This is a genomic window from Roseicella aerolata, from assembly GCF_020523605.1.
GTDB classification, from domain to species: Bacteria; Pseudomonadota; Alphaproteobacteria; order Acetobacterales; family Acetobacteraceae; genus Paracraurococcus; species Paracraurococcus aerolatus.
In genome coordinates this window covers 61,584-76,296 of the sequence record NZ_JAJAQI010000027.1, presented here as the reverse complement: position 1 = coordinate 76,296, position 14,713 = coordinate 61,584, and the positions used below count along the sequence as shown (strand labels likewise).

The following is a 14,713-nucleotide window of genomic DNA, read 5'->3' as shown; positions in this document are numbered from 1 at the left end:
CCTACGGCTTCCTCGTGGCCGAGCGCTGCCTTTTCCCCCCTCAATCCCGCTTCACCGCGCGGCGGCTCAAGACACCTGCGCTATCCAAAGGCTTCCAGCCGCGCGGTGCCGGTCCGGCCTGAGCGCCACGTGCCGCACTCAATCGCCAGCATTCGCCGCCGCCTCACCGTCGGCCTTGTCCACCTCCTCCCGCGCTGCCCCTGCTGCCTGCAGAAACAGCGTATACGGCCAAGAAGCAAGTGACACAGTAAGACTAGGCCAATGTCCAGATAGAGCAGGTCCATGCCCCGGAGCGTTTCCACCCTGCGGTGATCTGCTCTGGCTCGCCGCTTTCACCGCGAATCCTGTCCCCGGTCAGGCAGCCTCGCTCCCGGCCGTCTCGCAGCCGGACACAATGCCTTCAGCAACGCTCCGGGCGATGCGTTCCGGTGTAGTCCGGGCGCATGCCCCAGGCCGCCGCCCCGGCGGATCGCACCGCCTTCTTCACCGAGCAGGCCCGCCGGCGCCGCCATGCGCGGCTCTGGGCATTGCTCTGCCTGGGGCTGGCAGGCGGCCTCGGGGCGGTGCTGAGCACCATTACCGGCCCCCTTGCCCTGCTGCTGCTGGCCGCCATGCTGAGGCTGCTGGCCTGGCTCGGCCTTGCGCCCGTGGCGATGCTGGCGGCGCTGCACGCCATCTCGCAATGGGTCGAGAGCTGCGTGCGGGCGCTGATCCGCGGCGGCGAGAGGCTGGAGGCGATGGGCCTGGCCGGGCTGCCCCTGGCCGCAGGCGACCTGCTGCAGGCGACGCAACTCCTCCTGCCCGGCATGGCCCTGGCAATGCTCGTCTGGGCCGGGCTCGCCCGCTTCCATCGCCGCAGCGCCATCGCGGCCGCGGCAGCGGATCTCGGCGCCCGCCCTCCGAGTGAGGCCGATTTCGAGGAAAGGCAATTCGGCAATATCGTCGCCGAGATGGCGCTGGCCGCCGGCCTGCCGACACCGGGTCTGCTGGTGGTCGATGCGCCGGAGCCGAATGCCGCGGCCTTCGGCGCCTCCCACCGGGACGCCGCCATCCTTGCCACGCGCGGCCTGCTGGAGCGGGTGGACCGGCGCGAGACGCAGGGCGTCGTCGCGCATCTCGTCGCCGCCCTGGGCAGCGGCGATGTCCGCCTCGCCGCTGCCGTGCAGGCGGTGTTCGGCACGCTGGGGGCAATGCTGCTGGTCTTCGACCTCCCCTTCCGCCGCGGCGCCTGGACGGCGTTGCGCGACCTCCTCCTCGCGCTGGCCGGCCGGTTGCCGGCGTGCCAGGCGGAGCGGCTGAGCGCCGGCCTCGCCATCAGCCTCTCGCCCGACAGCATGGATGCCATGCTGGACGTCATGAGCATCGCCAACCGCTGGCCGCCCTTGGGCGCACTGCTGGCGGCACCACTCCTGCCCTGGATGCTGCTGACGCTGCTGCAGAAGACGCTGGTCGCGCTCTGGATGCTTTTCGTCTTCGGCTGGCCGCTCGCCCTGCTCTGGCGGGCGCGGCGTTATCTGGCCGATGCCGTCGCGGTGCAGTTGCTGCGCGACCCGGAGGCGCTGGCCAGCGCGCTGCGCCGCATTCATGCTGGCGGCCTCCCGCCGGGCGGGGCGCTGCAGGAGATGGGCTTCATCCATGCGCCGGACGGGGTCCGGAAGGGCTTTCGCGATCGCGTCGCCATGGTGGTCACACTGACGCCGCCGATAGCGAGGCGATTGGCCCGGCTTGCTGCGCTGGGCGCCGGGCCGGCGGCGCCGACCGGCCTCGCCGCCTCCGTCGCGCAGTTTCGTGCCCTGCCGCGCTGGCGGGCCGGCCTTGCGCTCACGCTGATGGCCATGCTGGGGCTGCTGCTCGCCCTGCTGGTCGTGCTGGTGGGTGGGCTGATGCTGGCCGCCTCGGCCTTCTCCGTCCTCGGCGGCGCCATGCTCGCCGCCCTCATCCTCAGCCTTTGAAGGAGTGCCGCATGGCCTGGTGGGTCCTCGGGGTTGTCGTCCTGGTCCTCGTCAGCCTGGCCTGGCTCTACAACCGCTTGGTGATGGCGCGGAACCGCGTGCGCAATGCATGGTCGCAGATCGACGTGCAATTGCATCGCCGCAGCGACCTGATCCCCGATCTGGTCGAGGCCGTGCGCGGCTACATGAAGCACGAGAGCGGCATCTTCGACGGAATCATGCAGGCGCGGCAACAGGCCGCCGCCGCCGGCGGCAACCTGCCCGCCCGCGCTGCGGCCGAAGCGGCGCTCGGCCGGCAGGTGCAGGGCCTGCTGGCGCTGGCCGAGGCAGTGCCGGCGCTCCGTGCGAGCGAGAACATGCGGCAGCTGCAGGAGGAGCTTGCGACAACGGAGAACCGCATCGCCTTCGCCCGGCAGTTCTTCAACGATGCGGTGCTGGATTACAACAACCGGATCCATACCGTGCCGGGCAACCTGCTCGCCGGTCCCTTCGGCTTCGCGCCCGAACCCTTCTTCGAGGCGCCGGCGGAGGCGAAGGTGAAGCCGAAGGTCGCGTTCTAGGATCCGCTCCGTGTGGGCACAATTGAGGCGGCCGGGTGTTGCGGCGGTGAAGGGAACCGGTGCGAACGCCCCGTTTGCCTGCTTCCGGCTGCTGCCCTGGCGAGGTCATGGGTGGTGCGGGTCAGGGCCCATTCGCGTCTGGCCTTCTCGATAACGGTCCGGGGTCTGCGGCACCCGCAATTGGCCCGCTGCACGGTGGAAGGTCCGATGCGGCCAATGGGTCTGGGTGGCACGATGGGCGGCAAGGCGGCAAGGACCACGATCGCCGGCAGGGCCCTTCCCCGCCGGGAGCACGAGGTGGGCCGGCAATTGGCCTGTCTATCGCCCAGTTCGGCACCATCCTGTAGGCTCGCGCGATTGCACATCAGTGCCAATCATCGGGAGCGTCGAGCATGAGCAACTCCTCGGAATACACCCCGCCCAAGGTCTGGAGCTGGAACAAGGCCAATGGCGGGCGGTTCGCGAACATCAACCGGCCGATTGCGGGCCCGACGCACGACAAGGACCTGCCGATCGGGCGCCACCCCCTCCAGCTCTATTCGCTGGGCACGCCGAATGGCGTCAAGGTGACGATCATGCTGGAGGAGCTGCTGGCCCTCGGCCACCGCGGCGCGGAATATGATGCCTGGCTGATCCGCATCGGCGAGGGCGACCAGTTCGGCAGCGGCTTCGTCGCGGTCAATCCCAACTCCAAAATTCCGGCCCTGGTCGATCGCAGCGGCCCGACGCCGATCCGTGTCTTCGAATCCGGCGCGATCCTCATGCATCTGGCCGAGAAATTCGGGGCCTTCCTGCCGACCGGCACCGCGGCGCGCGCCGAATGCCTGTCATGGCTGTTCTGGCAGATGGGCAGCGCGCCCTACCTGGGCGGGGGCTTCGGCCATTTCTACGCCTATGCGCCGACGAAAATGGAATACCCGATCGATCGCTTCGCCATGGAGGTGAAACGCCAGATGGACGTGCTCGACCGCCGCCTGGCGGAGAGCGAGTATGTGGCCGGCGGCGACTACACGATTGCCGACATGGCCATCTGGCCCTGGTACGGCGGCCTGGCGAAAGGTTGGCTCTACGGCGCGGCCGAGTTCCTGCAGGTGCAGGATTACAGGAACGTCCAGCGCTGGGCCGACGCGATCGGCGCACGGCCGGCTGTCCAGCGCGGGCGAATGGTGAACCGCGTCACTGGCGAACCCTCAAGCCAGTTGCACGAGCGGCACGACGCCGGGGATTTCGACACCAAGACCCAGGACAAGCTGGCGGCTGGCGGCTAGAGCAGATCGCAGAGGGACGTGAGCGCCCCGCAGCGTGAATCTGCTCTACAGACAACGGTCTACAGTGGATTGGCGTTCAGTTTTGAACGCAATCCGCTGTAGGGCGAAGCGCAGACGGGCGTGAACGCCCGGCGCGTGATTCTGCTCGACATCAAAGAGCACCAGCGGATTGCGGAGGGGCAGGAAGGCCCTAGGGCGGGGCTCTGCCCTGCGGTCAACCAACATCGGCAGATCGGTGTTGCATTCTGAACGAAGGTGGATCCGGCGCCGTCCCGACAGGCGGTCCCCGCCGGATGGGCGCAGAGCAACCGGCGCCGCCCACCTTCCGCGCCATCCCTTCGCTCTCCCCGTTCCGGGAGCCGGCCTGCCACCAGGCAGGGCAGCGGCGCAGCCGAACGGCAAAGGCCGCCCCACGTTCCTGGCAAAGGGCGGGATGCCCGATGCCAGGAGAGCGTCTGCATGAGCAGCACACCGGAGCGCGCCGGCGCGGCCCCACGGGAGTTCGGCATTGTCGGCCTCGGGCAGATCGGCGGCAACATCGCGCGCCAGGCGCTGGCGGCGGGCTTCCGCGTGGCGGGCCAGACCAAGGGCGGCGCACCGCCGGACCTTATCGAAGCGGGCCTTCTCGCCCTGCAGGAGCCGGCCGGCTTCCGCGCGGCGCTGCGCCCGCCGCGCCTGGTCTTCCTCTGGGTGCCGGCCGGGCCGGTGGTTGATACGGTGCTGGAGGAACTCGCGGCGGCGCTCGAGCCCGGTGATGTGATCGCGGATGGCGGCAATTCCTATTGGGGCGATTCCATCCGCCGGCATGGGCGCCTGCGAGAGCAGGGCCTCGGCTTCGTGGATCTCGGCACCAGCGGCGGCCTGCCCGGCGCCCGCCAAGGCGCCTGCTTCATGGCGGGCGGCGAGGCCGGGGCGGTGGCGCGGCTCGAGCCCATCTGCCGTGCCCTCGCGGTGGAGGGTGGCTTCGTTCATGCCGGCGGCCCAGGGATGGGGCATTTCGTGAAGCTGGTGCATAACGGCATCGAGTTCGGGATGCTGCAGGCCATCGCCAAGGGATACGCGCTGCTCCGCCGCCAGGACGCACCGCTCGATGTGCAGGCGACGCTCGAATGCTGGCGCCGCGGCTCGGTCATCCGCTCCTGGCTGGTGGACCTGCTGGCCGAGGCGCATCACGGTGACCCCGGCCTCGGCCGAGCCGAGAGCGGCTATGTCGAGGATACCGGTGAGGTGAACTGGCTGGTGATGGATGCGATCCGCATGGAGGTGCCGGTGCCCGTCATCGCGCAATCCGTCATGCAACTGATCGCCTCGCGCGAGGCGCCGGCCGAGCGGGACTGGGCGCGCGCCGTCATCGCCATGCGGCACGGCTTCGGCGGCCATCCCTTCGGCCCGGAGGAGTCGATCGCGCGCGAGCGCCGCGAAGGACGTGTGGGGCCCATCCACCGGCCCGCCCCGGACCAGGGCAACTGAACGCAGGTGGGCGTGACATCCGGGGCTGGCGAGCAGTCACCGGCTGTCGCCGGCACGGCCGACGCAGGCTTGGGGCTTGCAGCGCTGTCCGGTGCCGGCCATGCGACCTCAACTAGGGTCGCGGCCGGGCGGATCTCATCAAGGGAAGATCGGGCCCGTGCTCCGCAGCATGGCGCCACGACATGGTTCGCGGCAGTGCCGGGCGCCCGGCAGGCCGCGTCCGGAGTCGTCCAGCCCGGCGGTGGTCGCCGCAGGCCGATCGGTGGCTCGCGGGTCGCTGCGTCAGCCGCGGGTGACATGCAGGCCGGGCCGCCGCCCGGCATTCCATTGCCCCTCCATCGCCCGCTCGATCTGCGCGGCAAGCTGCAGCAGCAGCCCGTCATTGGCCTGGCGCGCCTGGGCCTGGATGCCCAGCGGCAGCCCGTTCTCCTGTGTGCCCATCGGCAGGGAAATGGCCGGGATGCCGCAGAGATTAGCAAGCGGCGTATAGGCGAATTGCCGCCACAGATTGCCGAACCAGTCGAGCACGGAAGGATTGTCGCTGATCGTCAGATACTCCGTCGTGCCGATCCGTGGTGTCGGCAGGGCGGTGACCGGCGTCAGGATGATGTCCCAGTCCTCGAAGAAGGCGCCGAAGGCGCGGGAGGTGGTGTTGAACACCGCCTGCATCCGCGCGCGCTCGGTGTAGGAGGTGCCGATCCCGGCCTCCCAGATCCGGATATTGATCGGCTCGACCAGGTCGGCCGGCGGCCGCTCGAGCCCGCGCTGGGCGAGCAGGTTGTTGATGGTCTGCGCGAAATTGCTGATGTAGCAGGTGGTCTGGGCGGCGAAGGCGGCGCGGAAATCCACCGCGGGCAAAGCCCAATCGACCTGGTGGCCGAGGTCTTCCAGGAAGCGGCCGGCCTTCTCCAACTCCCGCACGAAATGCGGCGTGGCACGGTAGTCGCCCCATTCATGCGACAGCGCGATGCGCAGCCGGCCCGGATCGCGGCGGATGAGGTCGGTATAGGGCTCGGCCGGCATCCAGTAAGGCATGAACTCGCCGGGCGCACCGCCGCGGCAGGCATCGACGAAGGCCGCCGTGTCGCGCACGCTGCGGGTGTGGCAACCCTGGATCGAAACCAGCCCGGTCAGGTCCGAGGCATGCGGGGCGATGGAGAAGACGCCGCGTGAGGTCTTCAGCCCGATATTGCCACAGGCTCCGGCGGGGATGCGGATGGAACCACCGCCATCGGTCGCATGCGCGATGGGAAGGACACCGGCTGCCACCATCGCCCCGGTGCCGGCGGAGGACCCATTGGTGGTGTAGTCCGTATCCCACGGGTTGCGCGTGACATAGACCGCGGGGTTGTCCGCCGCGCTGCAGCAGCCGAATTCCGGCGTCGTCGTGCGGCCCATGATGTTCAGCCCGGCCGCGCGGATCCGCGCCGTCAGGTAGGTGTCCGCGGCGGCGCGATTGCCGCGCATGAGCAGGGAGCCCATCTCCTGCAGCCTGCCCTTCAGGGTCGGGCCGAGATCCTTCATCAGATAAGGCACGCCGGCGAAGGGACCCTTCGGGTTCATCCCGTCCCGCAGCGGGTCGGCGACGACATCCTCGAACACCTCGATGACGGCGCTCAACGCCGGATTGGTCCTGGCGATGCCGGCGGCCACCTGGGTCGCCAGTTCCGCCGGCGTCACCTCCCCATTGCGCACGAGGGTGGCCAGCGCCACCGCGTCCTGCCCGGCCCACTCGTCCCAGCTCATCGCCAGTGCCATGTCGCGCGCCTGCTCCAGAATGCGCGCGAAGCCTAGATGAGCGCACCGGGTGGTCAAGGCCGCTGGCCCCGCTCCGCCAAGCCGCGGCATGGACGACCCCGTCGGCTCAGGGACGCCCGCTCCCGCCAGGGCGCGTCGCCCGGCAGCCGGTGTTCGGCACCGCATTCCCGGCCAACGCGCCCGCAGGCGCCATGTGGAAAGGACAGTGGTGCCTTGCGTCATGGCAGGGGCCGTGACCAGTGACCCCGTGGCGCGGGGTGGCGCCCGCCGCCAGCCTCCCCGGCCCACCGCCAGCAGACAACAAGTCAGGATGCAAGGCCGCTCCGGGCGCCCAACGAAGCGTCGCGTCGTCGGGAATCCCGGCTGCGGCCCACCACCAGTGCGGCGCTCCTGCCCGGATGCGGTCACGCATCCGGGCCGTTGGCGTCAGTCCGCCGTCGCGCCCGAATCCTGCACCAGCTTCCGCCACATCGGCCGCTCCGCCGCGGCGCGGGCGGCGGCAGCCTCCGGCGTGGTCCAGATCGGCCTGGCGCCGGTCTGCTCGATCCGCTGCCGCTGCGCCGGGTCCTCGACCACCTGCCGCAGGGCGGCATTCAGCTTCTCGATCACCGGCCTCGGAGTCGCTGCCGGCACGACGAAACCACCCCAGACGGTGACGACGAAGTCCGCCATCCCCGCCTCGGCCATGGTCGGCACCTCCGGCAGGCTCGGCCAGCGCTCGGCGCTGGTGATGGCGAGGGCGCGCATCTGCCCGCCCTTGATCAGCGCCATGTAGGAAGCGATGCCGTCGATCGCGAAGTCCACATCGCCGGCAAGCAGCGCCGGGATGGTCTGGGAGGCGCCGCGGAAGGGCACATGCGTCGCCTCCACGCCGATCCGGCTGAAGAAGAGCGAGCTGGAGAGGTGGGTGGTGGTGCCGACGCCGGTCGAGCCATAGGTCACGCCCTTCGGCTGCGCCCTGGCCCAGGTGATGAACTCGGCCAGCGTCTTCGCCGGCGAGCGGTTCGCCGCCACCACCACGACATTGGGGAATTCCCAGCCGAGGGCGACCGGCTTCAGGTCACGCTCCACGTCATAGGGCACGCGCTTGTAGAGGTACTGATTGATCGAGAAATTGCTGACCGTGCCGGCGCCGAAGGTGTAGCCGTCCGGCGCCGACTTGGCGACCGCATCGATGCCGATATTGCCACTCGCGCCGGCACGGTTCTCGATCACCACGGGTTGGCCAATGATGCCGCCGACGCGCTCGACATAGATGCGGGCGATGACGTCGGTGGCGCCGCCCGGCGGATAGGGAACGATGAGGCTCACCGGCCGCTCCGGCCAGGCACCCTCGGCGCGGGCGATGGCGGGGCAGGCAAGGGCGGCGGCGCCGAAGGCGGTCTGCAGCAGGCTGCGGCGATCATGCATGGCGTTGTCCTGGTTGGTCCTGTGCGGTGCGGAAGCGTCAGCGGGGCGCGGGCAACAGGATCTTGCCCGGGTTCAGCAGCCCCTGCGGGTCGAGCAGCGCCTTGATCCGGCGCATGAGGTCGAGATCGCCGGGCGCCGTCACGCGCGCCAGCCGGTCGCGGTTGCTGAGGCCGATGCCGTGCTCGGCGCTGATGACGCCACCCTGGGCCGCGGTCTCGTCGTCCACGATCTCGTTGATGCGTTGCGCGACCGGGGCCGCGGCGGCGGCATCCGGGGTGCGATCGCGGTCAAGGATGGCGAGGACATGGATGTTGCCGTCGCCGATATGGCCGTGCATCACCACCCGCGCCTGCGGCACGGCGGCCAGGATCCGGCGCTCGGTATTGCGGACGAACACCGCCTGGCGCTCCAGCGGGACGGCGCTGTCATGGGAGACGACATAGCCGGCGCGCTTGCTGCCCTCGGAGACGCTGTGGCGGATGCGCCAGAGCGCCGCAGCCTGCGCCTCGCTCCCGGCCAGGATGGCATCGGCGATCAGCCCCTCCTCCAGTGCCGCGCCCAGCACCGCCTCCAGTGGCGTCCGCAGGTCGGTGCCGGCCAGCGTGTCGGTCAGCTCGACCAGCAGGTACCAGGGGCAGTCGAGCGCGAAGGGGATGGCGACATCCGGGACGTGCTCGGCGATAACCTCGATCTGGCCGCGCGACATGGCCTCGAGGCTGCCGAGCCGGTCACCGACGGTGCCGCGCAGCCGCTCCAGCAGGCGGAGCGCCGCCTCCATCTCGGGCAGCGCCACCAGGGCGAGCGCGCTGGCCTTCGGCCGGGCGAAGAGCTTGAGCGAGGCGGCGGTGATGATGCCGAGCGTGCCCTCCGAGCCGATGAAGAGCTGCTTCAGGTCGTAGCCGCTGGCATTCTTGCGCAGTCCCTGCAACCGGTCGAGCACGGTGCCGTCCGGCAGCACCACCTCCAGCCCCAGCACCAGTTCCCGCGTCGGGCCGTAGCGCAGCACTGCGGTGCCGCCGGCATTCGTCGCGATGTTGCCGCCGATCTGGCAGCTCCCCTCCGCGCCGAGGCTCAGGGGGAAGAGCCGGTCCACCTCCGCTGCCGCCTCCTGGATGCGCTGCAGGATGCAGCCGGCCTCGACGGTGATGGAATTGGCCAGCGGGCTCACCGCGCGGATGCGGTTCATCCGGTCGAGCCGCAGGACGATGCTGCGGCCTTCGGCGGGTGGGGTCGCCGCGCCGCACATGCCGGTATTGCCGCCCTGCGGCACCAGCGCGATGCCCTCGGCGGCGCAGAGGCGGACCACCGCCGCGACCTCCGCCGTCGAGCCCAGCTTCACCACGGCCACCGCCCGGCCGTGGTAGCGGCCGCGCCAGTCCACCAGATAGGGCTCCTGATCCCCGCCGGCCGCGATGACATGGGCCTGCCCAACGATCCCGGCGAGGGACCCGGCCAGTGCCGTATCCGTCAGCATGGCGCTCAGCCCGCCAGCAGGGCCGCACTCTCCTCGGCGGAGAGCGGCACCAGGGGCGGGCGCTGGCGGCGCCAGCCGGGCTCGCCATAGCGCTCACCGAGCAGGGTACGGATCGAGCCGATCTGGGCGAAGCGGGAGACGCGGTTGCGCGCCACCACCACGCGGGCCTGCGCCGCCTCCACTTCCGCGGCGCGGTCCGGATCGGCAAAATGGCGGAAGACGAAGGCGAGGTCGGCGGCGACCAGGTTGGAGGTCGCGGTGATGCAGCCCGCGCCGCCCTTCTGCAGCAGCGGCAGCATCAGCGGGTCGGCGCCGGCCAGCACGGCGAAGCCGGGGAAGCGCTCGACCAGCGCGGTCATGTTGGCGAAGTCGCCGGAACTGTCCTTGATGCCGGCGAAGGTGCCGGGGAAGGCGGCGCGCAGCCGCTCGATCACCGCGAAGGGGATCGGCACGGCCGAGAATTGCGGGATGTGGTAGAGCACCACGCGCAGCCGCGGATCGTCGACGCGCTGCACCACCTCGGCATAGGAGGCGAAGAGGCCGTCCTCGGTCACGCCCTTGTAGTAGAAGGGCGGCAGCATCACCACGGTGGCGACGCCGAGCGAGAGCGCGTGCCTGGTCAGCGCCACCGTCTCGGTTAGCGCCGCCACGCCGGTGCCGGGCAGCAGGCGCTCCGGCGCGATGCCGGCGGCGACCGCGACCTCCAGCAGCGCCATGCGCTCGCCGGTCGAAAAGGAATTCGCCTCGCCCGTCGTGCCCAGCAGGGCGATGCCGTCGCAGCCCTCGGCCAGCAGCCTGCGGGCATGCACGACGAACTGCGCATGGTCCGGGGAGAGATCGGCGGTCAGCGGCGTGACGGCGGCGCAGAAGACGCCGCGCGGGTGCAGCTCGGACATCGGATCGGACCTCAGAAGGCGGCGCGGTACATGGCCAGGATCTCGTCCCGGCTCAGCTCCCGCGGGTTGTTGTCGAGCAGGCGGCGGATGGCATGCGCCTCGGTCGCCATGGCGCCGAGATCGCCCTCCGGCACGCCGAGGCGGGAGAGCCGCATCTCGATGCCGAGCCCGGCGCACCAGCCATGCGTCGCCTCGCGCACCGTCGCAGGGTCCGAGGAGGCCGGCAGGCCGAGGGCCTGCAGCACCAGCGCGGTCTTCTCCGCAACCGCGGGGGCGTTGAAGGCGAGGGTGTGCGGGAAGATCACGGCGCAGGCCAGGCCATGCGCGACGTGGTGGCGGGTGCCCAGCGGATAGGCGACGGCATGGCCGGCGGTGGTGTTCACCGGGCCGAGGCAGAAGCCGCCATACATGGAGGCCAGGGCAAGGCCCGCCCGCGCCTCGCGGTCCGTGCCGTCGGCGACGCCGCGCGCCAGGAAGCGGCCGACCAGCCGGATGCCCTCCAGCGCATAGAGGTCGATCACCGGATGCGCCTTGCGGCTGGTGAAGGCCTCGGCGCAATGCGCCAGCGCGTCCACGCCGGTCGCGGCGGTGACCGCGGGCGGCACGGTCATGGTCAGGTCGGGGTCGACCACGGCCAGGTCGGCCAGCATGAAGCGGCTCTGCACCGCCAGCTTATTCTGCGTGGCGGGGTCGGTCACCAGGGCGCGGGTGCCACCCTCGCTGCCCGTGCCGGCGGTGGTCGGCACCTGCACCAGCGCCACCTTGCGGCCCAGCACCTTCTCGGGGCCCACCACGTCGTGGATGGACTGCCCGCTGCCCGGCAGCACGGCGACCAGCTTGGCGAGGTCCATGGCGCTGCCGCCGCCGAAGCCGATGACGAGGTCGGGCTGCACCGCCTCGGCCAGGGCCAGCGCCTTCCCGAGGTTCGGGATGTCCGGCTCTGGCTTCACCTCGCCGAAGACCGCCACCTCGCCCGGCAGGCCGAGGATGCCGATGCGGGCGGCGTTGAAGGCATCGGCCACCACCAGCGTGCGGCGGATGCCGCGGGCGGCGACCCAGCCACCGATGGCGGCAACGGTGCCGGAACCGAATTCGATGGCTTCGGGGCGGAGGATCTCGATCGGGCGGCTCAGTACGGTCATGGCGGGTCCTGCGGCGTGGGGGGAGCGGCGGGTTCAGCCCTCGGCATCGCGGCCGGAAGCGGGGGCGCGGTGGGAAGGACGAAGCGTTCGGGAGTGCGCGGCCGGGATGCGCGCGCCCTGGCGGATCAGCCCGCGGCCGACGCCGGACCAGTCTTCGGCTGCGGCCAGGGTGGGGCGGATGGCTTCCGCTGAGGTGTCGGTCCCGGACAAGGCAGGCTCCAGCATGCGCGCCAGCGGCAGGCGAGGCGCATTTTGATCGGAATGCGAACTTATGTTTCGAGCAGCCGGACAGTGCTGCAGGGGCCCTGGCCTGTCAAGCGAGGGAGGGCGCTGGCGGGTCAGGGTCTGCGCAAAATGCGCGCCGAAAGCCTTGACATGCCGGGGTGGCCCGGGCGCATTTGGTAGAAATCGCGCATTCACCCCCCCTTATCGCGCAAATCGCGCAGACTCCCGGAGCCCAGATGCAGGTCCCGACGACGCCCGTCCTCGCCCATGTCCCGGCATCCAGGGAGGCTGCGCCATGGCACCGCGCTGGCTGATCCTCGCGGATGACCTGACCGGCGCCGCGGATTGCGGCATCGCCTTCACGCGCCACGGCCTGCCGGCCGTAGTGGGCTGGGGCGCGGCGCCTGCCCCGGCCGAGACGGCGGCGCTCGCCATCGATGCCGACAGCCGGCGCCTGCCTGCCGGAGCCGCCGCCGCCCGCCACCGCGCCCTGCTGGAGGCGCGGCTCACCCCGGGCACGCGGCTGATCAAGAAGATGGACAGCACCCTGCGCGGCCAGCCGGTCGCGGAGTTGCGGGCGACCATCGCGCTCCTCCGTGCGCGCGGCGCCGGCGCCCTGGCCCTGGTCGCCCCCGCCTTCCCCGCCACCGGCCGCACGACCGAGGGCGGGCGCATCCACCTGCACGGCGTGCCGCTGGAAGAAACGCCGCTCTGGGCGCGCGACCACAGCTACCCGAGCGCCGACCTGGTCGCGGTTCTGGCGGGCGAAGGTCTCCGGGCTCGGCTGCTGCCGCTCGCGGGCCTGCGCAACGACGCCGCCGCCGCGATCGCATCGGCGCTGGCAGAAGGGCTGGACGCGCTGGTCTGCGACGCCGTGCGGGCCGGGGATCTCGACATCCTCGCCCGCGCCAGCCTGCCCTTCGCCGACCGGCTCTTCTGGACCGGCTCGGGCGGCATCGCCGCGGCGCTCGCCGCCGCCGAGGCACCGGCGGCCGCCGCGCCACCGGCCCTGCCGCCCGCCGGCCCGGGTGGCCTGCTGGTGGTGGTCGGCAGCGTCGCCGAAGCCTCCCGCGCCGCCGCCGCCCGGCTGGTCGAGGCCGGCGCCGTGCGCCCCTTCAGCCTGCCCCCTGCCCTGCTGCTGGACGAGGCCGCGGCGCGTGTGGCCGGCGCGGCCATCGCCGCGGCGCTCGCGGCCGGCGAGGACGTGCTGGTGGACATCGCCGCCGGGGCGGGGGTGGACCTTTCCCGCGGCGCGCTGCTGGCCGAGCGGCTGGCCGACGCCCTGGCCCCCGCCGCGCCGCATATCGCCGGCCTCTTCGCCACGGGCGGCGAGACCGCCTGCGCCCTGCTCGGCCGGCTCGGCATCATCGGCATCCGGCTGCTGGAGGAGGTGGAGCCGGGCGTGCCGCTCGGCGTCACCCTCGGTTCCCATACGATCCCCGTCATGACCAAGGCCGGCGCCTTCGGCACGGCCGAAACCATCGCCCGCAGCCTCGCCCGGCTGCGCGCCCTGCTCGCAGGAGAGACCCCCATGACCGCAGCCCGGGACAGCCGCTCGATCGTCGCCATCACCATGGGCGACGCCTCCGGCATCGGCCCCGAGATCATCATGAAGGCGCTGGCGCGGGAGGATGTGTATGCCATCTGCCGCCCGCTGGTGGTCGGCGACGCCGGCCGCCTGCGCGAGGCCGGCGCGATCCTCGGCAGCGGCCTCGCCGTGGCCGCACTCGCCGAACCCGCCGGCGCGCGCTACGCGCGCGGCACGGTGGACTGCATCGATCTCGGTCTGATCCCGGCCGGGCATCCCTTCGGCACCCTCTCCCCGCTCTCGGGCGAGGGTGCCTATCGCTATATCGAGCGCGCCACGCGCCTGGTCGAGGCCGGCGAGGCGGATGCTATCTGCACCGCGCCGCTGTCGAAGGAGGCACTGCACGCCGCCGGGCACAAATATCCCGGCCATACCGAGCTTCTGGCGCAGCTCACCGGCACGCCCGAGGTCTCCATGATGCTGGTCGCGCCGAAGCTGCGCGTCATCCATGTGACGACGCATATCGGCCTGATCGACGCCATCCGGAAGATCGAGCCGGGCCTCGTCGAGCGCACCATCGCCCGCGGCCATGCGACGCTGGTGACATCCGGCATCGCGGAGCCGCGCATCGGCGTCTGCGGCATCAACCCGCATGCCGGGGAGAACGGCCTGTTCGGCCATGGCGAGGAGGAGGAGAAGATCATCCCCGCCGTGCAGGCCTGCCGCGCCAGGGGCTGGAAGGTGGATGGCCCGCTGCCGGCGGACACGCTGTTCTTCCGCGCGGCGCGCGGCGATTTCGACCTGGTGGTCGCCATGTACCACGACCAGGGCCATGGCCCGGTGAAGGTGATGGGGCTGGAAGCGGGGGTGAACATCACCGTCGGCCTGCCGGTGATCCGCACCTCGGTCGATCACGGCACCGCCTTCGACATCGCCGGCAAGGGCATCGCCGATGAGGGCAGCCTGGTGGAGGCGCTGCGGCAGGCCGTGGACCTCGCGCCGCGGCGCCTGCGCCCCGCCGCCTGACGCG

11 protein-coding genes are annotated in these 14,713 nt (G+C 71.4%); 5 read left to right on the top strand and 6 right to left on the bottom strand.

All coding sequences use genetic code 11. The annotated features are described in order from the left end of the window. The first annotated feature begins 443 nt into the window (after positions 1–443). The 4 genes from LHA35_RS17530 to LHA35_RS17515 all read left to right on the top strand — a co-directional run bounded on the left by LHA35_RS17530 (position 444) and on the right by LHA35_RS17515 (position 5,250). On the top strand, positions 444–1,952 hold the full coding sequence (locus LHA35_RS17530) for a M48 family metalloprotease (protein ID WP_226610371.1): 1,509 nt from the start codon (positions 444–446) through the stop codon (positions 1,950–1,952). 11 nt (positions 1,953–1,963) lie between these two features. Beyond that, complete coding sequence (locus LHA35_RS17525; RefSeq protein ID WP_226610367.1) at positions 1,964–2,512, top strand: LemA family protein; 549 nt, start codon at positions 1,964–1,966, stop codon at positions 2,510–2,512. A 392-nt stretch (positions 2,513–2,904) separates the two neighbouring features. Next, complete coding sequence (yghU, locus tag LHA35_RS17520) at positions 2,905–3,780, top strand: glutathione-dependent disulfide-bond oxidoreductase (RefSeq protein ID WP_226610365.1); 876 nt, start codon at positions 2,905–2,907, stop codon at positions 3,778–3,780. A gap of 459 nt (positions 3,781–4,239) precedes the next feature. Continuing rightward, positions 4,240–5,250, top strand: a complete 1,011-nt coding sequence (locus LHA35_RS17515) for an NADP-dependent phosphogluconate dehydrogenase (protein WP_226610362.1) — start codon at positions 4,240–4,242, stop codon at positions 5,248–5,250. A gap of 282 nt (positions 5,251–5,532) precedes the next feature. Here the strand turns inward: LHA35_RS17515 and LHA35_RS17510 are convergent, their stop codons facing one another. The 6 genes from LHA35_RS17510 to LHA35_RS17485 all read right to left on the bottom strand — a co-directional run bounded on the left by LHA35_RS17510 (position 5,533) and on the right by LHA35_RS17485 (position 12,155). After that, positions 5,533–7,065, bottom strand: a complete 1,533-nt coding sequence (locus tag LHA35_RS17510; protein WP_226610360.1) for an amidase — start codon at positions 7,063–7,065, stop codon at positions 5,533–5,535. Positions 7,066–7,434: 369 nt separating this feature from the next. Beyond that, the gene (locus LHA35_RS17505; RefSeq protein WP_226610358.1) at positions 7,435–8,418 is read right to left on the bottom strand and encodes a Bug family tripartite tricarboxylate transporter substrate binding protein; all 984 of its coding nucleotides are present in this window, start codon (positions 8,416–8,418) and stop codon (positions 7,435–7,437) included. A 37-nt stretch (positions 8,419–8,455) separates the two neighbouring features. Continuing rightward, the gene (locus tag LHA35_RS17500; protein WP_226610356.1) at positions 8,456–9,892 is read right to left on the bottom strand and encodes an FAD-binding oxidoreductase; all 1,437 of its coding nucleotides are present in this window, start codon (positions 9,890–9,892) and stop codon (positions 8,456–8,458) included. Positions 9,893–9,897: 5 nt separating this feature from the next. After that, complete coding sequence (locus tag LHA35_RS17495) at positions 9,898–10,788, bottom strand: dihydrodipicolinate synthase family protein (protein WP_226610354.1); 891 nt, start codon at positions 10,786–10,788, stop codon at positions 9,898–9,900. Positions 10,789–10,799: 11 nt separating this feature from the next. After that, entirely contained in the window at positions 10,800–11,930 is a 1,131-nt protein-coding gene (locus tag LHA35_RS17490) for an iron-containing alcohol dehydrogenase (protein WP_226610352.1), read from the bottom strand. 33 nt (positions 11,931–11,963) lie between these two features. Beyond that, the gene (locus LHA35_RS17485; protein ID WP_226610350.1) at positions 11,964–12,155 is read right to left on the bottom strand and encodes a hypothetical protein; all 192 of its coding nucleotides are present in this window, start codon (positions 12,153–12,155) and stop codon (positions 11,964–11,966) included. 295 nt (positions 12,156–12,450) lie between these two features. Between LHA35_RS17485 and pdxA the strand changes: the two genes are divergently transcribed. Next, a complete protein-coding gene (gene pdxA / locus LHA35_RS28985) occupies positions 12,451–14,709 on the top strand; it encodes a 4-hydroxythreonine-4-phosphate dehydrogenase PdxA (RefSeq protein WP_338050907.1) in 2,259 nt (752 codons plus the stop codon). Positions 14,710–14,713: the final 4 nt, after the last annotated feature.